The sequence below is a fragment of the Enterococcus sp. AN402 genome, from assembly GCF_040719405.1.
GTDB classification, from domain to species: Bacteria; Bacillota; Bacilli; order Lactobacillales; family Enterococcaceae; genus Enterococcus; species Enterococcus faecalis.
The window spans coordinates 760,001-783,493 of record NZ_JBFDTM010000004.1 but is presented as its reverse complement, the minus strand read 5'-3'; the positions used below and the strand labels follow the sequence as shown (position 1 = coordinate 783,493).

General features: G+C 36.6%; 22 protein-coding genes, 2 pseudogenes and 2 riboswitches. Of the genes and pseudogenes, 6 read left to right on the top strand and 18 right to left on the bottom strand.

Annotation, left to right across the window (positions count from 1 at the left end; translation table 11 throughout):
- Nucleotides 1-130: 130 nt before the first annotated feature.
- The 9 genes and pseudogenes from AB1I62_RS05190 to AB1I62_RS05150 form a co-directional block, all read right to left on the bottom strand.
- Complete coding sequence (locus AB1I62_RS05190) at nt 131-571, bottom strand: GNAT family N-acetyltransferase (protein ID WP_010824522.1); 441 nt, start codon at nt 569-571, stop codon at nt 131-133.
- A gap of 48 nt (nt 572-619) precedes the next feature.
- Entirely contained in the window at nt 620-1,132 is a 513-nt protein-coding gene (locus AB1I62_RS05185; RefSeq protein ID WP_002384748.1) for a GNAT family N-acetyltransferase, read from the bottom strand.
- A 66-nt stretch (nt 1,133-1,198) separates the two neighbouring features.
- Nucleotides 1,199-1,498, bottom strand: coding sequence for a hypothetical protein (locus tag AB1I62_RS05180; RefSeq protein WP_002390034.1), 300 nt, complete (start codon nt 1,496-1,498; stop codon nt 1,199-1,201).
- Between the two features lie 27 nt (nt 1,499-1,525).
- Nucleotides 1,526-1,837 (bottom strand): annotated as a pseudogene (locus AB1I62_RS05175) (hypothetical protein); the annotation flags it as partial.
- Nucleotides 1,838-2,007: 170 nt separating this feature from the next.
- Nucleotides 2,008-2,229, bottom strand: a pseudogene (locus AB1I62_RS05170) (AAA family ATPase); the annotation flags it as partial.
- Nucleotides 2,230-2,238: 9 nt separating this feature from the next.
- On the bottom strand, nt 2,239-3,243 hold the full coding sequence (locus AB1I62_RS05165; protein WP_002369677.1) for a LacI family DNA-binding transcriptional regulator: 1,005 nt from the start codon (nt 3,241-3,243) through the stop codon (nt 2,239-2,241).
- 6 nt (nt 3,244-3,249) lie between these two features.
- Nucleotides 3,250-4,740, bottom strand: a complete 1,491-nt coding sequence (gene galT / locus AB1I62_RS05160) for a UDP-glucose--hexose-1-phosphate uridylyltransferase (protein ID WP_002361579.1) — start codon at nt 4,738-4,740, stop codon at nt 3,250-3,252.
- A 14-nt stretch (nt 4,741-4,754) separates the two neighbouring features.
- Nucleotides 4,755-5,744 (bottom strand): UDP-glucose 4-epimerase GalE, encoded by a 990-nt coding sequence (gene galE, locus AB1I62_RS05155; RefSeq protein ID WP_163404198.1) that lies wholly within the window; start codon nt 5,742-5,744, stop codon nt 4,755-4,757.
- 15 nt (nt 5,745-5,759) lie between these two features.
- Nucleotides 5,760-6,923, bottom strand: a complete 1,164-nt coding sequence (locus AB1I62_RS05150; RefSeq protein ID WP_048736919.1) for a galactokinase — start codon at nt 6,921-6,923, stop codon at nt 5,760-5,762.
- Nucleotides 6,924-7,175: 252 nt separating this feature from the next.
- On the opposite strand from AB1I62_RS05150, the gene galM reads away from it, so the two are divergent.
- The 3 genes from galM to AB1I62_RS05135 all read left to right on the top strand — a co-directional run bounded on the left by galM (nt 7,176) and on the right by AB1I62_RS05135 (nt 9,216).
- Entirely contained in the window at nt 7,176-8,180 is a 1,005-nt protein-coding gene (gene galM, locus AB1I62_RS05145) for a galactose-1-epimerase (protein WP_202250987.1), read from the top strand.
- Between the two features lie 130 nt (nt 8,181-8,310).
- The gene (locus AB1I62_RS05140) at nt 8,311-8,457 is read left to right on the top strand and encodes a hypothetical protein (protein ID WP_002384758.1); all 147 of its coding nucleotides are present in this window, start codon (nt 8,311-8,313) and stop codon (nt 8,455-8,457) included.
- A gap of 120 nt (nt 8,458-8,577) precedes the next feature.
- A complete protein-coding gene (locus tag AB1I62_RS05135; RefSeq protein WP_002365472.1) occupies nt 8,578-9,216 on the top strand; it encodes a sugar O-acetyltransferase in 639 nt (212 codons plus the stop codon).
- 45 nt (nt 9,217-9,261) lie between these two features.
- Here AB1I62_RS05135 and AB1I62_RS05130 read toward each other — a convergent pair whose 3' ends face one another.
- From AB1I62_RS05130 to AB1I62_RS05110, 5 genes are all read right to left on the bottom strand, one after another.
- Nucleotides 9,262-9,693: a VOC family protein gene (locus tag AB1I62_RS05130; RefSeq protein WP_002382065.1), complete on the bottom strand. Its 432-nt coding sequence runs from the start codon at nt 9,691-9,693 to the stop codon at nt 9,262-9,264.
- Between the two features lie 66 nt (nt 9,694-9,759).
- Nucleotides 9,760-10,239, bottom strand: coding sequence for a GAF domain-containing protein (locus AB1I62_RS05125; protein WP_002360627.1), 480 nt, complete (start codon nt 10,237-10,239; stop codon nt 9,760-9,762).
- 234 nt (nt 10,240-10,473) lie between these two features.
- Nucleotides 10,474-11,691: an amidohydrolase gene (locus AB1I62_RS05120; RefSeq protein WP_104880928.1), complete on the bottom strand. Its 1,218-nt coding sequence runs from the start codon at nt 11,689-11,691 to the stop codon at nt 10,474-10,476.
- The gene (locus AB1I62_RS05115; RefSeq protein WP_002375250.1) at nt 11,688-12,938 is read right to left on the bottom strand and encodes an amidohydrolase family protein; all 1,251 of its coding nucleotides are present in this window, start codon (nt 12,936-12,938) and stop codon (nt 11,688-11,690) included. The genes AB1I62_RS05120 and AB1I62_RS05115 overlap by 4 nt, the downstream gene beginning before the upstream one ends.
- Nucleotides 12,939-14,600 (bottom strand): peptide ABC transporter substrate-binding protein, encoded by a 1,662-nt coding sequence (locus AB1I62_RS05110; protein ID WP_033595472.1) that lies wholly within the window; start codon nt 14,598-14,600, stop codon nt 12,939-12,941.
- A 380-nt stretch (nt 14,601-14,980) separates the two neighbouring features.
- Between AB1I62_RS05110 and AB1I62_RS05105 the strand changes: the two genes are divergently transcribed.
- Nucleotides 14,981-16,651, top strand: coding sequence for a PucR family transcriptional regulator (locus tag AB1I62_RS05105; protein WP_002358159.1), 1,671 nt, complete (start codon nt 14,981-14,983; stop codon nt 16,649-16,651).
- Nucleotides 16,652-16,705: 54 nt separating this feature from the next.
- On the opposite strand, the gene AB1I62_RS05100 is transcribed toward AB1I62_RS05105, so the two are convergent.
- The 4 genes from AB1I62_RS05100 to AB1I62_RS05085 form a co-directional block, all read right to left on the bottom strand.
- Nucleotides 16,706-17,131 (bottom strand): universal stress protein, encoded by a 426-nt coding sequence (locus tag AB1I62_RS05100; RefSeq protein ID WP_002358161.1) that lies wholly within the window; start codon nt 17,129-17,131, stop codon nt 16,706-16,708.
- A complete protein-coding gene (locus AB1I62_RS05095; RefSeq protein ID WP_002382010.1) occupies nt 17,131-18,729 on the bottom strand; it encodes an Nramp family divalent metal transporter in 1,599 nt (532 codons plus the stop codon). Before AB1I62_RS05095 ends, AB1I62_RS05100 begins: the two co-directional genes overlap by 1 nt.
- 267 nt (nt 18,730-18,996) lie before the next feature.
- Entirely contained in the window at nt 18,997-19,512 is a 516-nt protein-coding gene (locus AB1I62_RS05090; protein WP_164978417.1) for an AAA family ATPase, read from the bottom strand.
- Between the two features lie 46 nt (nt 19,513-19,558).
- Complete coding sequence (locus AB1I62_RS05085; RefSeq protein ID WP_367019127.1) at nt 19,559-20,128, bottom strand: adenylyl-sulfate kinase; 570 nt, start codon at nt 20,126-20,128, stop codon at nt 19,559-19,561.
- Nucleotides 20,129-20,368: 240 nt separating this feature from the next.
- A riboswitch (M-box (ykoK) riboswitch) is annotated at nt 20,369-20,536 on the top strand.
- Nucleotides 20,537-20,580: 44 nt separating this feature from the next.
- On the opposite strand from AB1I62_RS05085, the gene AB1I62_RS05080 reads away from it, so the two are divergent.
- Together AB1I62_RS05080 and AB1I62_RS05075 are read left to right on the top strand one after the other, a co-directional pair.
- Entirely contained in the window at nt 20,581-22,353 is a 1,773-nt protein-coding gene (locus tag AB1I62_RS05080) for an ABC transporter permease subunit (RefSeq protein WP_025190697.1), read from the top strand.
- Between the two features lie 88 nt (nt 22,354-22,441).
- Nucleotides 22,442-23,221: an ABC transporter ATP-binding protein gene (locus tag AB1I62_RS05075; protein ID WP_002360638.1), complete on the top strand. Its 780-nt coding sequence runs from the start codon at nt 22,442-22,444 to the stop codon at nt 23,219-23,221.
- A 62-nt stretch (nt 23,222-23,283) separates the two neighbouring features.
- A riboswitch (M-box (ykoK) riboswitch) is annotated at nt 23,284-23,451 on the top strand.
- Nucleotides 23,452-23,493 lie beyond the last annotated feature (42 nt).

Here is a 23,493-nt window from a genome sequence, read left to right as displayed (position 1 = left end):
CTTTCTTTGACAGTGTTTCGACTGAAACACTCGTTGAGTCATTGAGATACATTTTACACTAATTCGCTGAAAATTTCACTAGTTTTTACTTATTTTTTTAAAGGAAATTGTTATTTTTTAAAGACATAACTTAAGTATCCAAGTATTTAATGAATCGCTTTTGTTTTTTATCAGAAATATAGCCAATGTGTTCATAAAATTGATGTGCTGCTGTACGCTGTTCCCCTGAATTTAAGCGAATCGCAGACAAGTTACACTTTTTAGCTTCCGTTTCTAGTTTCGTCATTAATTGTTTGCCAATTCCACGGCCTTCTGCTTCTTTTGCCACTGCTAATCCCAGAACGTTCAATAACGTTTGGGAATAAATTGTTTCATACAGTTGCGCATGCACATAGCCTAAAATCTTGCCTGTCTTCGTTTCTTCATAAACATATAAAAACTCTCTGTCACTGGCTAGTAGTAATTTCTCAATCTGTTTACAGGTCACGTCAACGGGAACTTCATAGCCCAATTGTTCTTTATTAATGATAGTTAACGCCGCTGCATCTGTTGGCTTCATTTTTCTAATCAAGGGTAACAACCTCCTAAATGATATTTATAGAGTATTACTTTGGCTACTCTATAGTTTTTTCGATAAATAAAGAACTAACTCATCATCATTAACACACCGTTCGTTTGGTTTCAGCTGCTTATTTTGAAACCAAACTCCTGAACCATCTGGCACATATCCTTGTTTGATATATAATCTTTGCGCTGCACCATAACCAGGATGCAGGCCTACTCCCAAGGAAACAGTATCTGCATAACTTTTGGCAACATTTTCTGCACGATTTAATAATAACCGCCCCACTCCTTGTTTTTGAAATGGCAAGAATACATTGAAATCAGCTATTTCAGGATATAAATTTTTAAAAGGTCCTTCCTTAGCTAATGGCAGTAACGTCACATAACCTAACAGCGTTGCCTTTTTCTCCGCTACAAAAACCGTTCGTTGCTTGACTAATTGTTCTTCTAAATAGTTCATTAAAATCTCTTGGCGACTTGGCCAACCTTGTTGGACAAATTGAGTATCCAGCGCTAAGATATCTTTCTCTTGCATTTCTCTAATAACCACTAGCTCAGACATCAGCATTTCCTCCAAAAAAAAGTTTTCATTTTATACAACGAAGCGAATAATTCTTCGCTCCCTTATTCATTTTCAAAAACCATCGAGTTGATGATATTTGGGCAAAACAGCAACACATGTTTCTTCTGAATTAACAGCAATAACGAACCCTTGCCATAAGGACCACGTCACCGCTTCACCTAATTTCTCTTTCACTCGTTGAATCATTTCAGCTTGCGTTAAGTCTCGAGCAGGGAAATGTTGAACTTTATCGTTACTGATTAAAAAAATAAATGATTCTGAAAAAGCTGTCATGACTTCAGGTGGTAAATTTTTTAATCGTTCTTGGTAATCCATTGAAACCACTCCTTCTTTTTTATCATACCACAACATCCATTTCTCTAAAAAGCGCAGCACTCACTACTGAATATCTGCTAAAATTTGCCTGATAATCTGCTTTTCAGACAGTTGTTCAGATAACCGCTTTTCTCCCGGAAGCTCTAAATAATCTTCTGGTAGCCACCAACGTTTCATTTCCACGACACCAAATTCTTGATTCTTGTTTCTCTGGCTATGTCTTTTCAGCGTTTCTTCAAAAGAAATATCAAAATAATAAACCTGAACGTTACCTTCAAAGAGATGGATTATTTCCTGAAAAAAGGAATGATAAATGGCTTTTTGAAAAATCCCTTCAACAATCACATACTGGCATTCTTGATACCCAAAAGCCAGAGGTCGGGACAGGAGTGTTTAGCTTCAAGAAATAAGAAGGAATTTCCGAAAGATGCTTTTCGTCTTTCGAGGAATTTCAGCTTATTTCCGAAGAAGCTGCTCCTCTCCCGCCGTTTATCTTAAGATTCAAGTCTAAGAAGGTAAGTCGTTTCGACTTACCTCCAAAAGACTGTTTCATCTTTAACACGAAGCATTTCTCTGCGCACCACATCTTGAGAAATCAATAACGATTGTTCTTTAAGACACTGATGAAGCGCTTTAGCTATCGTTGTTTTACCACTACCAGAATTACCACGTAAAATAATTAATTTCGGTTGCATCTGTTTCCCTCCATTTTCTTGATTGTTGAAAACAAGCAGAAAAGAGCAAAAAACTTGGAAAAAACTCTCCAAGTTTTGCTGTTATTTTGATGAATGTTTCGTTGAATCTCGCTGAATGAATTCCGTTCCGACAATAATTTTTCTAGGAACTGGTGGGGTATTCAAGCATAACTCTTTCATTGTCTCAACGGCTAGCTCACCCATCCATTCAGTATGAACTTTAACTGTTGTTAATGTGGGTGAAACATATTTTGCGACACTAATATCATTAAAACCAATGATAGAAATATCTTCTGGCACACGAATGGCTGCTTCTTGTAACGCCCGCATTGCACCAATCGCCAATGTATCACTTGCAGCGAAAAAAGCGGTTGGACGAGTGTCCGCTTTTTCAATAAAGTCTTTCATCGCTTGATAGCCTTCTTCAACAGAAAAAGCTGCTTCGACAACCCATTCTTGATGATAAAGGTCCAGATCTTTTAAGGTTTCTTTAAAAGCGACAAAACGTGGATCAACCAATGCCACGTGGGACTCTTTCGTATATTCTTGCCCAGAAAGTATACCAATTTTCTGATGCCCTTGCGCCAAAAATTCTTGCACAATTGTTTTAACACTTCCAGCAAAATCAACAACAATGGAGTTTTGGCCAAAAGCCATTGCATCAAAGTCTACAAATAGAAGAGGTGCGCCTAAGGCGGCTAAGGCCGCCACTTGCTTTTCATCAAATTTTCCTAGGGCAATTGTCCCATCAAATCTTTTTTGAGACAGGTTTGTCAGAGATTCTTTGACTAAAAGAAAACCCAATTCCTCTGCCCGCTTTTCAACACCTAAACGAATCGATAAATAGTAAATATCATCCAGTTCTTCTGGATCGCTGAACCATTGGACAAACCGAATTTTCTTTTTGCCTGCTTGTTTTTTTCTGGCTCGCTTTTTATAATTTAACGTTTCTGCTGTTTCAAATATTTTTTTCTTCGTTTCATCACTAACTGATAATGTTTCATCATAGTTCAAAACTCTCGAAACTGTCGCTGAAGAAACACCGACTTGCTCTGCTATATCTTTAATGGTTACGATGTTCCTCACCTCAAATTAATCATTTTCAATACATTGAATAAATCGTTCAAAAGCACGACGGCCTTCTTCGTCACGTTTAAAGACACCGGCATCTGTTAAAATTTGAACAAAAATTGTCCCAATTCCTTGTTGGATCACTTCTTTGACATTGGCTTCAGTGATGGTTTGCTGACTGAGTTCATCCGCCCAAGCTCGATGACTTTCAGCAATTTGATTGGGTTGCTTTAATAAATACTTTTCGACTTCTCTTAATTCTTGTGCTAGCCTTGGTGGCAAAATAGCTAGTCCCATTACTTCAATTAAGCCAATATTTTCTTGCTTAATATGTTGTACTTCTGGATGTGGATGAAAAATGCCATCTGGAAATTCCTCCGAAACATTATTATCTCGTAAAACTAAATCCAATTCAAATAATGACCCTTTGCGTCGAGCAATTGGCGTAATCGTATGATGCGGTGTGCCATCTTCTGAATAGGCCCGAACTGAGACTCGTTCATCAGAATAATTGCGCCATTTGGTCAAAATTAATTCGGCCGCCTCAACTAGTTCCTCTTGACGATCACTTTGAAGACGAATCACAGACATCGGCCATTTTAAAATACCCGCAGTTATCTCAGGATATTTTTTCAAAGAAAATCTTTTTTCCATTGGTGCTAAATCCATTGGAAATGTATGACGTCCTGCTTGGTAATGATCATGAGATAAAATAGAACCACCAACAATTGGCAAATCTGCATTAGAGCCCACAAAATATTCAGGGAATAACTCCGTAATTTTAAGGAGCCGCTGGAACGTTTTTTTCTCGATTTTCATTTCTCGATGTTGTTGGTCCAAGAAAATCGCATGCTCATTATAGTAAGCATATGGCGAATATTGAAAGCCCCAAGCTTCGTCCTCTAAATTTAGTCGGATAATCCGATGGTTTGTACGTGCTGGATAATTTACACGGCCATAATAGCCTTCATTCTCCATACATAACATACACGCTGGATATTTTTTTTGACTCATTTTCTTTTCAGCCAAAATTTTTCGAGCATCCTTTTCTGGCTTCGATAAGTTAATGGTAATTTCTAGTTTACCATAGGGTGAGTCCATTGGGAAAATAATATTTTTGGCGATTGCTTTCGTTTTAATGTAGTTATTCGTTTTACATAACTGATAAAAATAATCCGTTGCTTTTCGTGGAGACTCTTGATAATAGTCCATAAACTTCTGATTAATAGTGGTTGGGGTCGGCGTAATAAAATCCATTAACTCCGCTTCTAGTTGTTCTGCTTCCGTAATTGAGTCATCGATTTGGTGATTGGCTTGTGCAATGTTTAAAAGATGTTCCACCACACGCAACGGTTCTTGCTCACAAGCAACCGCTTCTGGTTGTTCAAAAAAATCACAGCCAACTAGTTTGGCAATCCGATTCGTCAAATAATAACGGTCTGTTTCCGTCCAATCGCCATTTTCTATGATTATCTCTACAAATGCAGCAATCCATTTACTACTTTCTTTCATCATCTGATGTTCTCCTATTCATTATAGCCTTGAGGATGTTTCACATGCCATTGCCAAGCGGTGGCGATAATGTCCTTGACCTCAGTTACTTCTGGTTGCCAGCCTAAAACTCGTTTGGCTTTTTCACTAGAAGCAATTAACGTACTAGGATCCCCTGCTCGGCGTGGCGCGATTCTCGCAGGGATTTCTTGACCTGTCACTTCGCGAGCAGCATCTAACATTTCTTTAACAGAATAGCCGTTGTTGCTTCCCAGGTTAAAGACGTCACTTTCGCCGCCATTTTTCAAATATTCTAAAGCCAAAATATGTGCTGCAATCAAGTCTTCAATATAAACATAATCTCGAATGCACGTGCCATCTGGTGTATCATAATCATCCCCAAAAATACTTAGCTCTGCTCGTTGGCCTAATGCCACTTGTAAAATAATTGGCACAATATGCGTTTCTGGCGTGTGATCCTCACCAATTGAGGCATCTTTTTTTGCTCCTGCAACATTAAAATAACGCAAAGCAACATATTTCATTCCATAAGCGTTGTCGCACCATTTCATGATTTTTTCCATCATTAATTTACTTTCCCCATACGGATTTTTAGGATTCGTTGGGGTTTCTTCTGTAATAGGCATTGCTTTTGGTTCGCCATAAGTGGCCGCTGTGGAAGAAAAAACAATGTGTTTCACTCCGAATTCTTGCATAACTTCCAAGGCAATTTGAGTGCCGTGAACATTGTTATTGAAATACATTAACGGTTTCTCCACGGATTCTCCTACTAAAGAATTGGCCGCAAAGTGCAACACCCCTTCAATTGATTCCTTTTCAAAGACACTACGTAAAAAAGTTTTATCACGAATATCGCCTTCATAGAAAGTCGCTTGTTCATGAACTGCTGAACGATGTCCCGTTAATAAATTATCAACAACAACAACGGCATATCCTTTTGAAATTAATTGATCGACGGCATGTGAGCCAATGTAGCCTGCGCCGCCTAATACTAAAATAGACATTTAAAGCCTTCCTTTCTAAAATAACTTTCTGGCACCATCATCAATTGATGCAGGATAAAAATCAGCAGCATAGCCAATTTTATCTTGATAACTCTGGCCAACAGCTTCAATAAATGCATCTATATTTTGCTTTGGTACCAAAGCAATACTACAACCGCCAAACCCTGCACCAGTCATCCGTGCGCCCAAAACGCCTGGTTGTTCTTGCGCACAAGCCACTAAGGTATCTAACTCAATGCCAGTTACTTCGTAATCTTCTTTTAGCGAACGATGTGAGGCATTTAATAATAAGCCAAATTCTTCCAAATCCCCTTCAGTTAGCGCTTGTTTTGCCAATAAAGTTCGTTCATTTTCTGTGACGGCATGACGCGCTCGTTTAATCAACGTTGGATCTCCAATCAATACTTGATATTGTTCAAATGTCTCGCTGTCTAATTCACCTAAAAATTCAATAGATAACTCTTTTTGAAGCAAACGAACGGCTTCTTCGCATTCTGCACGGCGTTCATTATATTTTGAATCTGCTAATTCACGACGTTTGTTAGTATTCATAATGACAATCGTATACTCACCTAATTTGGCGGGAACCATTTCATAGTGCATATTATTGGTATCTAGTAGAATAGCTTGATCTTTTTCTCCCATCCCTACGGCAAATTGGTCCATAATTCCTGAATTAACGCCAATAAATTCATTCTCCACTTTTTTACCGATTTGCACCAATTCAAGCATTGGACAGTGTAAAGCATATAAATCATTACAGATCGTCCCCATTAAAAGTTCAATAGAAGCAGAAGAAGACAAGCCAGCACCATTAGGAATCGTACCGTAGAAGAGCACATCTAAGCCAGAATCAATATTGTGTCCGCTTTCAATCAAGTAATTTAAAACGCCTTTCGGATAATTTGCCCAATCATCTGAATCTGAATAGTTTAAATCTTCTAATGAAAATTCGATGAGACCAACCTCTTTAAAATTATCAGAAAACATCCGAATTTTTTGGTCGTCTCTTTTTCTTGCCACACCAAATGTCCCTAACGTAATAGCCGCTGGGAAAACATGACCGCCATTGTAATCTGTATGTTCACCAATCAAATTAATTCTTCCAGGGGCAAAATAACAGGCTGTCCCTTTCTCACCAAATATTTCTACAAATCGATTCATTAACAGTTCTTCCATCACTAATCGCTCCTTTCACTAGTAAACAAATTGTATAATATTTACTAAACTTTTGCAAATATTTACTTAATATTTCCTTAATTGTCATTTCGGTTGAAAACGTGTACAATACAATTAAATAAAGATTTATTTTCTTAGTGTTTCTTTTCGACTATTTAAATAATCTAAAAAACAAAATTAAATTTACTAAATATTTACTTAAAGGAAGGATTGATTATTTTGACTATTTCAACTGAATCATTTGGACAAGGAATGCTTCTTTACACACTGACGAATAAAAATGGTGTGACTTTAAAAGCAACAGATTTTGGTGCGCGAATTGTTGCGCTCGACGTTCCTCTTACAAAAAATGAATCCCGATCACTCGTGCTAGGCTTTCCCTCAGCAGATGAATATTTGTCTAAAGACTTATATTTTGGTGCAACAATTGGTCGAACAGCTGGTCGAATTGCCGATGGCTCCTTTGAACTAGCGGGTAAAACGTATCAAACGATGATTAATACTCCTACTCAAACAACACTTCACGGCGGCACACCTGGGTTTGAAAGTAAAAAATGGCACAGCGAAATCCAAGAGGCACAAGCGAATCCTTCTGTGAAATTTTGGCTAGAGAGTCCTGCTGGTGAAAATGGTTTTCCTGGAAATCTCACTGTTTCAGTCACGTATACATTGACTGAAGAAAATGAATGGCAAATTGAGTATCAGGCAATTACAGATGAACAAACACTTTTTAATCCAACCAATCATGTCTACTTTAATTTAACTGGAAATCCTGCAATTCCCATTGATGCGCATGAGTTACAAATAAATGCCCAAAAGTTTGTCCCGCTTGATGAAAGAGTTTTACCGCTTGGAGAATTAGCTTCCGTCGACCAGACAGCTTTTGATTTACAAAAACCTAAAAAATTAGCTGAGGTTTTTTCAAGTAACGATGAACAAATCCAAAAGATGAACGGCTTCGATCACCCTTTCATCTTAACCAATCATGATTTAATTAACCCGGATGTTATCTTAAAAAGTCCTACTAAAGATATCACCTTAGAGATGTTCACTGATCAACCTTCAGTTGTTATTTTTTCAGCAAATTTTGCTGATAACGGTCCCGATATTCAAGGGCAAAAATTAGTCAATCACGGAGCGCTCACATTTGAAACCCAAGTCTGTCCTGGTGCTGAAAGATTTCCGTTGTTCGGTTCTATCACCCTCTCACCTGAACAGGAATTTCACTCAACGACCCGTTTCAAACTAATTTATTAAGTGAAATGATGCTCTTAACCAAGCTTATCTTCGAACTAAAAAAGATAAGAATGGTTAAGAGCACTTCTATTATTTGACATTTTTAATCGCTCCATTTACACTATTTTCAATTAGAAAGGTGGTGATGTCTATGTATGCAATCAAATTTTTTCATGGCTATTTAACTGCAGATGGTAAACGTACGCGAGATAAATCAGGTTGTTTAGTTTACCACTCTGAAAAAGAAGCACAAAAATTAGCAGATAAAATTGGCGGGAGAGTTAAAAAAATTGGATAACCTTAGGTAAAGGATAGATAAGCAAGGCTATTTTGCTATCTATCCTTTTTTATTTTACATATTCCTCGACTTATTGTATTGATTTGATACAATAGAGAAAAAGCCTAAAGGAGCGCTTACATGAAACAAAATGACTTTGATTATATGCAAATGTTAAAAGGTGAATTATATTACGCCCCCACCATTTTACCCGAAAATAAATCAACAAAAGGCAAGGTGTTAGCTCAAAAAATCAATCAACTTCCTATCGATAATGTGAAAGAAATTGTGGCCCTAGAAAAAGAATTATTAGGAAAAACTGGCAATGAGTTATATATCACCCCACCCCTCTATGTAGATTACGGTCGCCATATTGAGGTAGGAGAAAATTTTTATGCAAATATGGATTGCATTTTTTTAGATGTAAACAAAATCATCTTCGGTGATAATGTCATGGTTGGCCCTCGTGCTAGTTTTTATACTGCCGGCCATCCAATTGATCCAACGATTCGAACTGCAGAATTAGAATTCGGGACGCCAATTATTGTTGAAGATAACGTGTGGATTGGCGGAAGTGCCACCATTTTACCTGGCGTTACAATTGGAAAAAATGCTATTGTCGCTGCTGGTGCTGTGGTTACAAAAGACGTTCCTGCCAACACGATTGTTGGGGGCAATCCAGCAAAAGTCATTCGCAAAATTGATGAAAACGATCAGCAATTTTGGACAGAAAAGCAACGGCAGTATCAAATCGCTAAGAAGCAATTCTTTCATGAATAAAAAATCCCCAATCCAATGAAAATAACGGATTGGGGATTTTTTATTTTAATCTTCTTCATAATAATTAAACATCCAATGGATGCCAAACTGATCTTTTAGGGAACCATACTTTTTGGACCAAAAAGTTTCAGATAATGGCATTGTAACAGTGCCACCTTCAGATAATCGTTTAAATAAGCGATCAATTTTTTCATCATCATCTGTGCTAACCACGAGCGAAAGGTTATTTCCTTCCGTAACTTCAAAACCAAACATATCAGGAACATCTGAAATCATTACATAGGTTCCTTCAATAATGATACTTGCGTTCATCACTAAATCCTTTATCTCGTCGTTTATAGGATGCTCAGGATCTTCAGGTGCTTCGCCAAAAGTCATTAAATTTTGACATTTTGTATCAAAAACATCTTCATAGAACGCGATTGCTTCTTTTGCTTCACCTTTAAAATTTATATATAGCTCTAACAAATGACTCACCTTCTTTCATGATCAAATTTTATACTTTATTTTCTCATGATTTGTCAGAAAGCAAAAATAGTCTGCTTAAAAATCTGATTTTTCTAGCAATAAGGTAACAAATTTTTCCAAATACAGTTGGTCAACCGCATCATAGCTATTTGTTACACCACTATCAATATCTAAAACACCGACCAATTGATGATTTTTTACCATCGGTACAACGATTTCAGACATCGCAGCTGAGTCGCAAGAAATATAATTGGCGTGTGTCTTCACGTTATCAACAATCAATGTAGCTTGTTTTTCCGCGGACTCACCACAGACACCTTTGCCCATTTTAATTCTGGTACAAGAGACTTTCCCTTGAAAAGGCCCCAAAACTAATTCTTCATCTTTATATAAATAATACCCAGCAAAAACGGTATCTGGTAATGTTTGTGCAAGTAACGCGGATGAGTTTGCTAAATTTGCAATAGCATCCGTTTCTATTTCTAACAAACCGCTCAATTGTTGTAAGCACAATTCGTAGGCTGCTTTTTTGTTTTCTCTCGTTTGTTCAGTCATGCTTGGTTCATCTCCTTCATTTTGTCTTATTATAAAGGAAGATACGCAAAAGTGCTATGTTAAAGTGAGTCAAACAAACTTGAAAAGCTGATACACGTTGTGAGCAGAAGTACTTTATAAGGATTAAACTGTGACGAGTAACCGCAGGACTGACACTATGCGTTGCTCAGAGCTGAACCCTGTTTCCTCTGTTTGGCTTTTTAGCATTCTATTTCTACCTAATTTTAAAGCAAGTTAAACCCATTGTCCTTTCAACATAATCTGGCGTTTCTGTGGTTTTCTAGCAATCACTTCTGCTGTAGAAGCTGCTTCTGTAAAAATAAAGTTTGCTTCGTCGCCTTCTGTAAACCAAAGGCGTTCTTCTTCAAATGAAAAAGGTGCTTCTTTGCCGCAGCCATGGACGTAAGCTTGAGTAAGTTGCTCTTCTGTAATCTTTCCTGTCATTTCACAAAAATTACGTAATTTTTCAAATAAATCACCTGAAACATTAGAACTCCAAGAGTCAAAAAAGCCATCACTACCTAAATGAACCGATACACCAGCTTGACGTAACACATCAATTGGTGGCAATAAATAACGAGGATCATAAGGAATTGTAGACATAATCGCCGTTTGATGCGTTGCCAAGCGTTGGTATAGTTTTTCTTTTTCTGCTGGTCGTACATCTAGCAGCGCAAAGGCGTGACTGATAGCGGTTGGCTGAGTAAATTTTCGTTCTTCTAAAATGTCTAAAAATTTATCAATTGTATAAACGCCAACTTCCCCCGTATCATGCAAGTGGATATCGATTCCTACTTGAAATTTTTCTGCCAGATCGAAAATGGTTTCTAAAGATTCTTCAATTGCATAATCAATGCCTGCAGGATCTAAACCGCCAACCATTGTTCCACCATTTTTTAGGGCTTCTCTCATGAGTAAAACCGTGTGGGGATTTTTTAATAATCCATGCTGTGGAAAGACAACAATATCATAATCAATCACATGCGCATATTTTTCTAAGGCTCTTTTGACGCCCCAAAAGTTTTCTAGTTCTACATAAGGATCAATGTTGACATGTGTCCGAATATAAGAGGCTCCATAACCAATCAATTTTTCAATCATGGCCGTCGCTCGTTGTTCTGTTGACGGCGCTAACAATTTAAGTTCACTGGCTTCGTCTGCTAAACGCTCTTTTAAATTCTTAACAGGTTGGCTAGCACGCCAGCCTAATGAAAGGTAGGTTTTATCTAAGTGATTATGGCTCTCTTGAAAAGTGGGAATAGCCAGTTGTCCGTTTAAATCAGTGCCTTGTTGCTTTTCAGTGACTTGATTTTGCGGAATAATCGCTTGGATTTTCCCTTCTTGAATCGCTAAAGTATAGCGTGCGGTTTTAGTATACGTTAATTCGTGGTGGTCTTTAGCAAAACCAGTTTCTAAACGAACATTATTCAAATAAACAATGGATGCTGTCATTCTCTTTCCCCCTTTTGAACGGCTTCAACCAGTTGTCCTTTTAGTATCAGTTGTTGGATTGGCTGTTGGCGTGCAATCACGTGAGCAGTGCTCTCAGCATTAAATAGTAGGAAATCTGCAGAATCGCCGACGTTAGGCCAAACTCGCTGCCCGTTAGGATCAAGAGGCGTTACAAAATTACTCGCTAAGCCCCATAAACGATTCAAGCGATACTCATCGCTAATTTTAAATCTTTGAGCGGCTGTATTTAATTTTTCTATTGTATTGCCACTGCCAAAAGGCGACCAATGATCCGTCAAACTGTCATGAGCCACGGAGATCTTAACACCTTGTTCAACCAAGGTTGGAATCGGCATGGTGGGCATTCCAATTGGTACAGTCGAAGTCAAATCAATACCTGTTTCGATGAATTTTTGCGCAATGTCTCTAATTGCTGCTTCTTCTAAGCTCCCTAAGGCTAAAGCATGACTTAAAGTGACTTTGCCAAACATCTTTGCTTGTTCTGTATAATCAACAAATTTATTAAATTCATAAAGTCCCAAAGTATCACGGGCGTGTAAATGAACATCAATTTTTTTATTAAATGTGGTAGCTAATTCAAATATTTTTGCGATTGAATGATCCACATGACGATCCACAAGGGCTGGATCAACGCCGCCGACATGAGTTGCCCCCATGCGTAAGGCTTCGCGCATCAAAGGTTCGACTTGTGAGCGGAGTAATCCGTGTTGAGGAAAAGCCACAATTTCATGAGTAATGTATTGTTCATATCGACTAAATGCTTCTTTAGTGATTTCAATATGTTTCGTTCCAATAGATGGATCTACATTACAATGACTGCGAATATGATAATGGCCTTGTTGAATATACTGCTCAATAACTTGGCAAGCACGTTCTAAACTAGTTGGTAATTGTTCAGGTAACAGCCAAGTTTCTTCTTCAATACGTGTTAAAATTCCTTTCGTTAGTGGACGACAGGCCTTCCAAGGTCCCCCAAAATACGTTTTATCAATATGAATATGCATTTCTCTTAGAGCAGGTAAAACGAGTTGCTGATTCACATCGATAACTGTTTCGTTCTCTAAAGGCCTTAACTGCGGTGCGACCGCAGTACAGACCTCGTTTTCAATTCGAATATCATAGCTAGCTGTTTCTGTCGCAACAATTCGCTGATTCACAGTAGAAAATCCTGTTTCTAATTTACAGTTTTTTAAAAGCATGACAAACCCCTTCCTACCTTCATTCAATTAGTTAACATAAGCCCATTTTAAACTGTACGTAGGTCCAAATGAATGCCAATACAGATCCTTGATTTTTTGATTAGCTAATACAGAAATGCTTCGATTGTAGATTGGTGCTAAAACCGTTTCCTGATTCACCAAAATATCTTGTGCTTGAGCAAAGTCATTTAAACGAGCCTCTTGATTAGCCGCATGTGTTGTTCTAGTCTCTTGGATTAATTGATCATACGTATCACTCTTGAACGTTACGCCGCCCAAGGTACTATCCGAAGTAAAGATGCGCATAACTGTTAATGGATCACGATAATCGGTTCCCCAACCAGATAATTCTAAATCGTAGTCTCTCGTTTGATCACGATCAACACGAATAGTAAAAGGAACTTGAGTAACATTCACTTCTAATCCGTCTAGATTTTCTTCCAATTGAAATTGGAAAAACTCAGCAGCTTTTTTGGCGCTGTCTGTATCATCTGTTAAAAATTCTAATTTGATTTTATCCAGCCCAATTTCTTTTTTCCCTTTTTCCCAGAATTCTTTTGCTTTCGCTGTATCGTAGGTTAAATAGTTATTTTTCTTAGCAGCTAGTTTTGTGAAATCTGTTCCATCTGGCGCAATCGTTTGTCCCGGCGGAATTACTTGATCTGTAGCCGTTGATTGATCTTGCAAGACTTCTTTTACAAAACTTTCTTTATCAAAAGCTTGTGCCAACGCTTTACGAATATTGTTGTTCGCTAAAGCCGGATTTTCTTTTCCATCACGAACGCTGTTCATTTTTAAAAAGTATGTGACGAATTGAGGAATTGAAAGAAAGGCTGGATTATCAACATAACCAGGAATAAATTCACCACTTAGCTTATTCACTACATCCAATTCATTCGAGTCAAACAAATTCACCGCTGTCGTTGGGCTCTTAATTACTGAAACTTTTGCTTCTGTTAATTTAACTTTTTCAGCATCCCAATACGTATCATTTTTTTCGTAGGTCCAGTCATCGGAAGAGGCATTATCCCATTCTTTCAATTTAAAAGGACCATTATAAATCAAATGTTCTGCATCAGTGGCATATTTATCCCCTTGTTCTTTGATATATTTTTCATTTTGTGGAAACAAAACAGGAAACGAAAGTAATGATTTCAAATAAGGGGTAGGCCGCTCTAAAGTTATTTCTAACGTTTTATCATCTAGCGCCTTAACCCCAAGAGTATTCACATCTGCGCCTTCTAAGGCAATTTCCTTAGCATTTTTAATGACATCAAAAAATAAAGCTTGATGAATCGATCCTGATTTAGGGGAAGCAACTTGTTGCCATGCATAAACAAAGTCATTTGCTGTTACTGGATCATCATTCGACCATTTGGCATCTTCTCTAATCTTAAATGTATAAACGGTTTCATCTTCAGAAATCGCTGGTTCTTCGGCAGCGACCCCCAACTCTAATTCATCTTCTTTACCTAAAACATAGAGTCCTTCATAAACTTGATTCATGACTAAAGTCGAGGTCGTATCCCCCGCTGTGTGTGGTTCCATTGTCGAAATAGCCGCTTCAGAACTAATTGCAATTTTTTGTTCCGCTGCTTTGTTACTATCAGCCGAGTTTCCCGTTCCCGCCTGACAAGCCGTTAAAGCTAAAAGCAAACCGACGCATCCTAACATTTTTAATTTCTTCATACCGATCCCTCCATTTTACAAACTATAACCTTCAAATTTACCAGAATTTTCTGATAAAATATAGAAAAAGAAGCATATCTGATAAGAGTCTCAAAAAACTTACAGATTATAGAAATACTTGAGAAATTTAAAGTAGCTGAAACAATAGTAAAAGCATTAAAAATTAAGTATACTATTGCTATATCTTTAAACGATGCGTTTCTATAGGTTGTAAGCGCTGATTGTTCTTATTTGGTCACTTGTGACTACCAATCACGTGATGACTTGGAACTTTTTTCTATTAGTATAAGGATACCTTATTTTCCCTAAAATAGTTTTGTAACATCTTACAATAAATACACTTAATTTTTAGATAATTCATACAAAAGGAGGCTTTGCTAATGATGACGGTCAATGATCTACTCCATGCAGAAGAACTACCTGGTTTAACCTTATTGACGCACGAAACCAATTTAGATGCGCCAATTCTACAAGCAAATATTTTAGAAAATCCTGATGCTTTTGACTGGTTAACGCCAGGAGAAATTTTATTAACTACCGGCTATATTTTCAAAGATCAGCCTTGCTTGCAAAAACGTCTTATTCAAGAACTAGCAAATATGAACTGCGCTGCTCTAGGCTTTAAAGTCCAACGCTATTTCAATGAAGTTCCACAAGAGATGATCCAATTAGCGAATGACGTCGGCTTACCAATTCTCTCAATCCCTTATAATTACAACTTTTCTCAAATTATTTCATTGGTCAATCGCCGAGTCAATCAACCTGACGAAACGATTAGCCAACATTCTGTTCATATGCATAATAAATTTTATACAATTATCAAAGCTGGCGGAAAAAGTACCCAATTACTGGAAGTATTAAGTGCCGCGATTCAAGCGCCTGTAATGCTTTTAGATGAGCGTTTTCAGATTATGAATCATTTTGATTTACCTGATGCGCCAACAAGAATCACCAGTATTTTAAACAACGCGACTCTCAAAAAACAGTTTGAGACAGCTTTAAAAGCCCAGAACAATGAGCTACTATTATTTTATAAAGAACCATTGACTGTTGAATTTTCCTTAGCGAACCATCAGTTATCTTTGCGAATTTTACCCATCAAAAAGAAAAATCTCAGCTTATCTTACTTAGTGATTTGGCAAACTACCAAAAAATTACAGACGATTGATTTATTATCTGTGGAGGTCTGTGCTCACTACCTTTTACCACAACTTCAATTAGAATCTTCGGAAAATTTAACAACGAGGCAAAAGATCGGGGCGCTGTTTCAAGACCTTATCCAAGAAAAAAATACCAATCCTCAAGCTTGGCAAGAATTTAGTAATTATCTGCAATTAAATGAAAAAGATACATTTAGTCTCTTGCTTGTAGCCATTGAACAATTGGAACAACTGTTTAATCCGACTATTCAAATGAATAGCATTGGCCATCAATTGAATCATATTTTAGAAGGATATCGACAAAAAATTACTGCCTTTCCTACACAAACTGGCTTTATTTTATTACTAGAAAATCCAGCACAAGAGGAAGCCACCTACCTTGCACAAACCACTCATCTTGCCAAGAATTTACTAGAGCAACTAATGAAACTGAATCCAAAATTATCATTTAAATTAGCGATTGGTCCAACTGTCAAAAAAATCACCAATCTGTGTGATTCTTATAAATTAGCACAAGAAACATTCCACTTAGCACAAGCAAGTCAAGAATTACAACAACGAACTATTTTGAATTATGATGACCTCTTTTTTTATCGTTTAATGATCGAAACCCTGACCAAACAAGCCAAACAAAAAATATATCAACGATTGATTGAACCATTAGAAAAAGAAGATCAAAAACATGAAAGTTCCCTACTAGAAACCATCAATACCTACTTTCAATCGAATAAAAATATTTCGTTGACTGCCACAAATATGTATGTACATCGTAATACAATTATTTACCGCTTAAAAAAAATAGAAGAGATTCTTCACTTAACTTTAGAATTTCCTGATAGTTCGCTACAACTAAGTTTGGCTGTTTATTTATATAAACAAAAATTACTATAAAAAGGCCACCACGAATAGTAAATCGTGGCGGCTTTTTTAACTGTTTCAATTTTGTTAGCGAATAATCATTACAGAAATTGGGGCATATCGAGCCATATAAGCTGCTTGGCTACCAAAAAAGCTTTTTAATTTGCTAGTTGACTTGGAGCCAATAATTAACAAATCTGGTTTATTCAAAGGAATAAGCTTATTAATAATTAATTCCCCTGGGTTTCCTTCATTGACAATTACACTTACTTTATCGATGCCATTCGCTAACGCTTCTTGTTGATATTTTTCCGTTTGTTTCTCTAATTTCGCCAACTGTTCTTGCCAATAATTTTTATCTAACGATTGATAAACATTAATCTCTTTCTCTTCTAAAATCGAAACAATAACCAATTCAGCTTGTTCTTCTTTTGCTTTTTGGATAGCATAATGAAATGCTTTTAACGCATCTGGCGACTCTTCAACACCAACCATAATTTTTGAAAATTTCATTATTTAACCTCCTCTACTTGTTGCTCCATAGCTGCAAGCTGCTGTGCGTATCGTTTATCGCCTTTATATAATTCTACAACCGTCCAAACTAACAAGAGGATGACGAGTGCTATGATGACATAAGCAATATTATCGGCTAACGTAATTTGACTCGCTGTCGGATTATCACCGAAGAATCCTTCAATTTGATCAGGTAAGCCTTTCATATTGAGGTAAATTAAGCCAATGACAGAAACCCAGCCTAATAATTTAATTAACCACGAGTTTTTAAAATGTTCACCCATTTCAACACGGCTATCTGTAAACATCAGTAAAGGCAACATCGAAAATGGCAAAGCAAATGCTAGAAAAACTTGTGAATTGTTCATTAAATTATTAATCGCAATATGCTCTTCCACTGTACTTTTCCCGCTGGTCATTAAAACACAGATTAAGACAGGAATAACAGATAACAAACGTGTGACCATCCGACGTAACCAAATTGGCACGCGCATATGAATAAAGCCTTCCATAATGATTTGACCAGTTAACGTTCCTGTAATTGTTGAATTTTGTCCTGATGCCAATAAGGCTACCGCAAATAAAATCGATAAAATTCCAGAACCTGCAATATGCGCTAAAATAGAATTACTCATAACCGCTGGATTTGATAAAGCATCAAACAAACCAAAGAATGAAGGATCTTTGACACTACCGGATTTAAAAACGGCCACACCCATAATCAATAACAAAGAGTTAACAAAAAATGCCATCGTTAATTGAATATTAGAATCCCAAGTTGAAAAGCGTAAAGCGCGTTGAATATCGGTTTTATCTTTACGATCAATTTTACGACTTTGTACAACAGAAGAATGTAAATACAAATTATGAGGCATCACTGTTGCACCAATAATCCCCAATGCACCTGTCAGTGGCGTTTGCCCATTCACCGCATGTGATGTAGAAAAAGCTTCTGCGCTAGGAACCAGCCCTTTAATTACATCTCCCCATACTGGATTTGACAATGCCACTTGATAAGCAAAAATCACAAAAATAACAACAATTAAAGCAACAACAATAGCTTCAATTTTTCTAAAACCAATTTTTGTCAATAACAACAAAAGTAAAACATCAAATACCGTAATGAAGACAGCCAGCCCTAAAGGAATATGAAATAATAAATATAAGGCAATTGCGCCCCCGATAACTTCAGCGATATCTGTAGCCATAATTGCTAACTCTGTTAAAATCCATAATACAATACCTAACGTCTTACTAGTTCTAGCACGAATCGCTTGTGCTAAATCCATCTGTGAAACAATACCTAATTTAGCAGCCATATATTGGAGCAACATTGCAATCAAACTGGAAATTAAAATAATCGACATCAATAAATATTGAAAATTTTGTCCCCCAGTAATTGAAGTAGACCAGTTTCCTGGATCCATATACCCCACTGCTACCAATGCTCCTGGACCTGAGTAAGCAAATAACGTTTTCCAAAAACTCATATTTTTAGGCACGTCAATGGTGCCATTAATTTCTTCAAGCGAAGGACCATTTGCATATTCAATCAAATGATGTCTTTGCTTTGGTTCATGTTCTTCTGAATTTTTCAATTCAATTCCTTCTTTCGTTTTGCAATAATTTTAAAAGGCCCCTCTATCAGAAGGTTAACCTCTAATATATTTTAGGTACACCTAAAATATACTGCTAAAAATAACAAAATGCAAGACTTGAAAGAAAATTTTGACAGTGTAAAAATAGATTGTCGTAAATGTGTAGTCTTAAAGTTTGAAGAAATTAGGGTAGCTGGTAGTTGATTATCTTAAGAAGTAGAAAATAAAGGACCTAAGTCATTTCAACTTAGGTCCCTTATTTTGCTTTTATTCGGTTACTCTATTAAGAATGGTTGCTACAATTTCTATCGTGTCAGCTGAATGATTTCTAAGAATCTCGGTAAACTGAATCTGACGAAAACCTTCAAGTACTTCGGGCAACTTATTTTTCCCCCATTCAAAAGTTCCATCATTTCTTTTCAATAATCTTTGTAAAATTTCTTCTTTCTCGACCGCTAACAAAAAATGGTAAACGTCAATGCCTGCTCGTCTCAGATATCCAATCAGCTCTTCTTCATATTCCTTTTTATAAAGGGTCATTGGAACAATAATCGGCCGTCCAGACTCTTTGGACATTCGTTTTAATAAATGAGCATTCCAGCAACGCCATTCCTGATACTCTTGAAAATCATTTTCTTTCATTTCTTCGGGAACTAACTCCATCAATGCACTACCAATAATTTCTGGATCATAAATGATTGCATTAGGAAGTTTTTGTTGTAACTCATGTGCGATGGTCGTTTTTCCGGCTCCAAACGCACCGTTTAACCAAATAATCATCATAATTTCCTTTCTTCTGAACAAATTTCTTTGTTGTTTCATATAGGTGCTAGATTACTTTTAATTTTTTTATCTTTTTTATTTGTTCATCTACGCTATGTGTGCCATCTAAAAGATAGTCTGAACTTGCTGATACATTTTTTTCATGTTCTATAAATATTGGTCTAACATTATTTGAATAGTTATGGGCCCACTTAATAATACTTTCTCCTTGAGAATAAGAATAATCTCTAATCACTTGGCGAGCAAAACAAACATCTAATGGCGTTTTCAGGTAGATCACAATATCAATAAAAGGCTTCAAATCATCGTGTAAATAGCCAAATGGAAAGTCTATAAAAATATAGTTAAATTTGCCTTGAGCATTCACAGAAAAAAAGTCTTTCATTAACTGGGTAATATCGAATAAATTGACTGCAACGTTGAAATTTTTTAATAAAAAAGCATGGGATGGTGCCGATGGCAAAGCATCAATACTATAATCATCGAATGAAAGTACATAAGCATTTTCAACAGTATCAGATAAAGCATTAATGAGTGTCGTTTTTCCACTTGCTGTCACACCGCTAATTACTATCACTTTTGTTTTCAATACACTACCTCCCAAAATTTTATCCATGCACGTATAGTTACTACTTACATCTTTAACAGTAAACGAGACAAACTAAAAATACAACATCCTATGCTATTCACCTTGGGTTACATAACATACTCATCTGATAATTTCCCCCTAAAAAAACAGAATGTGGGCAATCTTTTTAAGAATGATTGAATAGAATAACAACAAACAGTCATTCAGGTATAACCAGCTAGAAATTGTTTTATTTTTAGTCACGAGTATGATAAGCATGTAAATCAAATAGAATCATATTAGGTGAGGTTACTCTGAAGAACACAGGTTATCGCTCGGAAATGTCGAGAGACAGTAACGAGTAAAGCAGGGATTGTCGAATTAAGGCTTTCCTAAGATAACTAGAATTTTTTTCTTACGTCTCAGAAAGCCAAAGCTCAATTATTGTGATTACCCTATAATCTTCTTCTTTTATTCGGCGACCTCTTTAATATGATTAATTGGAGGTTTTTAAATTGAAAGCTGTCACTGCATCATCTAAGAAAAATACCCTACTTGCTAAAAGTATCGGGAATCTCACCTTGCTCATCATTTTAGGCATTTTCATTTTTATCATCGTCTTCTCTTGGCTAAAAATGAATCGCCCTCTTCACACCCTGCCCTCAGAAGAATTCCTCGCAACACCAAGTAAAACAGATGATTTCTTATCTCCATCAAATCTTTTTTACTTTTCAATTCGAACCATGTTTCGAATGATTGTAGGCATGGCTTGGTCCTTCCTGTTTTCCTTTATTTTTGGCATTTTAGCCGTAAAATATAAAACGGCACGAAGAGTCATTTTACCATTAGTTAATTTCCTTGAATCTGTTCCATTACTAGGCTTTTTGACCTTTACAACTGCTTGGTTACTTGGTTTATTTCCAGGAAATGTGATGGGCGCAGAAGCGGTTGCTATTTTTGCCATCTTCACAGGTCAAGCTTGGAACATCATGTTGACCCTTTATCAAATAATGGAAGTTATTCCTTCAGATCTAGTCAATGTGACCGATCAGTTCAAGTACAATGCTTGGGAAAAATTTTGGCGTCTTGAATTTGTTTACTCAATTCCTGGCTTACTTTGGAACGTTATTATTTCTCAAACTGCGGCTTGGTTTGCCTTGGTGGCTAGTGAGCAAGCTTCTGTTGCCTTCCCTAAAGAAACCAACCTTTATTTACCAGGAATTGGTTCTTATATCCAAGTAGCATTAAATCGAGCCGACTTTAAATCCTGTTTATGGGCTGTTTTTGCCTTATTAATCAATGTGGTGATTTTAAACTTTTTAGTTTTTCAACCTTTAGTTCGAGCCACTTATTATTTTAAATATGAAACAGATGTCGAAAGTACGACGCCACCTAAATCCATCATTTATCATTTATTAAAAAAAGCAACTTTAACGAAATACTTTTCAAAAGCTTTTGTGAAATTCAGTCATTTTTGGATTTACGATTTACCAAAAGTTTGGTACTTTTTCAAGCTAGACTATCTCTATCGATTACTAGCAAAATTACGCCATTTCTTCAAAACATTATGGTATGTCAGCTTAACCATTATTGGGGTTTATTGTTCTATTAAGCTCTATCATTTCTTGCCCCATCAAGATTTCAGCATGATTCCTAGATTAACACTTTATACTACGCTACGGGTTACCTTGGCTATGGTCGTTGCTGGCATTATCTTTACTCCCTTAGCAATCTGGGTTGCGAATGATAATCGGCGCTTAAGTATCGTTCAACCGATTGGACAAATTTTAGGCTCCATTCCGTCAAATGTTTATACTCCATTCATTGTGTTGATTATTAGTATGGGCTTCAACAAATTAGAATGGTGGATTTTACCACTCATCATGGTTGGTTGCCAATGGTATTTTTTCTTTAATGTAATTGCTGGCTACTTAGCCATCCCTGATGATATTCGTGACGTGACCAAACTTTTTAAATTATCTAAATGGCAATGGTGGACAAAATTTTTGATCCCTTCTATTTTACCTTACCTCATTACAGCAATTATTAACGCTGCTGGTGCTGCTTGGAACGCTGATATCGCAGCAGAAAGCATTCAATGGGGCAAAAAATCAATAGATGTTACTGGCCTAGGACAATATATTGCGGCAAACGATGGCGTAAAAGATAAATCTGCCTTAGGAACCTTAGCGATGTGTTTCGTTGTTGGTTTATGTATCGCCTTTGTTTGGCAACCTTTATATCGAGCAGCAAAACAAAAATTTCACTATTAATAGCTGGACGACTCAACTCGACTAAATTTTTAAGATAAACTAGAGAGGAGAACGATAGGTGATTTACCTTGACCTATCTAATAAGACGATGGAAAATAAAGAATTATTAAGCATAAAATCAGTATATAAAGAATTTGAAATTGAAGGACATTCAGAACATTTAAAAGTCCTTGAAAATATTGATTTAACAGTTAAAACGAATGAATTTTTAAGTATTATCGGACAATCAGGAACAGGAAAATCAACGTTGCTCAGAAGTATCGCTGGACTTCTTCGTACAACTAGAGGTGAAATTACTTTTGAAGATAAAATCATTAATGAGCCTGATGCCAATATCGGCATGGTTTTTCAACATTTTGCCCTTTTTCCTTGGTTGACAGTTGAAAAAAATATCAGCTTTGGCTTAGAAAACCGTAAAGAAATTTCTCGCGAACAAATAAATAAAAGAGTCAGTAATCTCATTGAAATGATTGGTTTAACTGGTTTTGAAAAAGCTTATCCCAGAGAGTTATCTGGTGGAATGAAACAGCGTGTAGGCTTTGCTCGTGCTTTAGCCATCGAACCTAGCTTATTGCTCTTAGACGAACCTTTTTCAGCTTTAGATATCATTACAGCCAGCCAATTATCCAACGATTTATTAGAAATTTGGCTAAACAATCAAATTGCGACTAAATCAATTGTGATGATCACGCATGATGTCCAACAAGCAGTTCAACTTTCTGATCGGGTTGTATTAATGGATGCAAATCCTGGTCGTATTGCCAAAATTTACTCAATCGATATCCCCAGAAATCAACGTTCGCCAAAAACAACCATTGATATTGTAGAACAAATAACAGAAGAAATGGTTCGTCGCATTCATTTGTAAATAGAACTGTTTTGACTTCTGCTTATGTCTTGACAAAGAGTTACTTAAAAGACTATTATTTCTTTGTAATAAGTTAGGTGAGGCTCCTATACAAACATAGGCTATTGCTCAGAAATGTCGAGAGACACCAATGAGTAGAACAAGACTGGTCGAGGAAAAGGCTTTTCTCAAAATAGCTAAGAGTGATCTTTACGTTGTATAGTGCTAAAGCTCAACGTTCATGTTGATGTATCTTTTTAGTCTCTAGTCAATCAGTTAAGTACTTTTATTTA

Coding starts and splice junctions, on each gene's coding strand:
- AB1I62_RS05110 (WP_033595472.1), bottom strand. CDS start 14,600: ATGAAGAAATTAAAAATGTTAGGATGCGTCGGTTTGCTTTTAGCTTTA.
- AB1I62_RS05135 (WP_002365472.1), top strand. CDS start 8,578: ATGAAACAAAATGACTTTGATTATATGCAAATGTTAAAAGGTGAATTA.
- AB1I62_RS05075 (WP_002360638.1), top strand. CDS start 22,442: ATGGAAAATAAAGAATTATTAAGCATAAAATCAGTATATAAAGAATTT.
- AB1I62_RS05120 (WP_104880928.1), bottom strand. CDS start 11,691: ATGACAGCATCCATTGTTTATTTGAATAATGTTCGTTTAGAAACTGGT.
- AB1I62_RS05185 (WP_002384748.1), bottom strand. CDS start 1,132: ATGCTGATGTCTGAGCTAGTGGTTATTAGAGAAATGCAAGAGAAAGAT.
- AB1I62_RS05180 (WP_002390034.1), bottom strand. CDS start 1,498: ATGTTGTGGTATGATAAAAAAGAAGGAGTGGTTTCAATGGATTACCAA.
- AB1I62_RS05085 (WP_367019127.1), bottom strand. CDS start 20,128: ATGGATAAAATTTTGGGAGGTAGTGTATTGAAAACAAAAGTGATAGTA.
- galM (WP_202250987.1), top strand. CDS start 7,176: ATGCTTCTTTACACACTGACGAATAAAAATGGTGTGACTTTAAAAGCA.
- AB1I62_RS05105 (WP_002358159.1), top strand. CDS start 14,981: ATGATGACGGTCAATGATCTACTCCATGCAGAAGAACTACCTGGTTTA.
- AB1I62_RS05090 (WP_164978417.1), bottom strand. CDS start 19,512: ATGATGATTATTTGGTTAAACGGTGCGTTTGGAGCCGGAAAAACGACC.
- AB1I62_RS05140 (WP_002384758.1), top strand. CDS start 8,311: ATGTATGCAATCAAATTTTTTCATGGCTATTTAACTGCAGATGGTAAA.
- AB1I62_RS05150 (WP_048736919.1), bottom strand. CDS start 6,923: ATGGAAGAACTGTTAATGAATCGATTTGTAGAAATATTTGGTGAGAAA.
- galE (WP_163404198.1), bottom strand. CDS start 5,744: ATGTCTATTTTAGTATTAGGCGGCGCAGGCTACATTGGCTCACATGCC.
- AB1I62_RS05100 (WP_002358161.1), bottom strand. CDS start 17,131: ATGAAATTTTCAAAAATTATGGTTGGTGTTGAAGAGTCGCCAGATGCG.
- AB1I62_RS05125 (WP_002360627.1), bottom strand. CDS start 10,239: ATGACTGAACAAACGAGAGAAAACAAAAAAGCAGCCTACGAATTGTGC.
- galT (WP_002361579.1), bottom strand. CDS start 4,740: ATGAAAGAAAGTAGTAAATGGATTGCTGCATTTGTAGAGATAATCATA.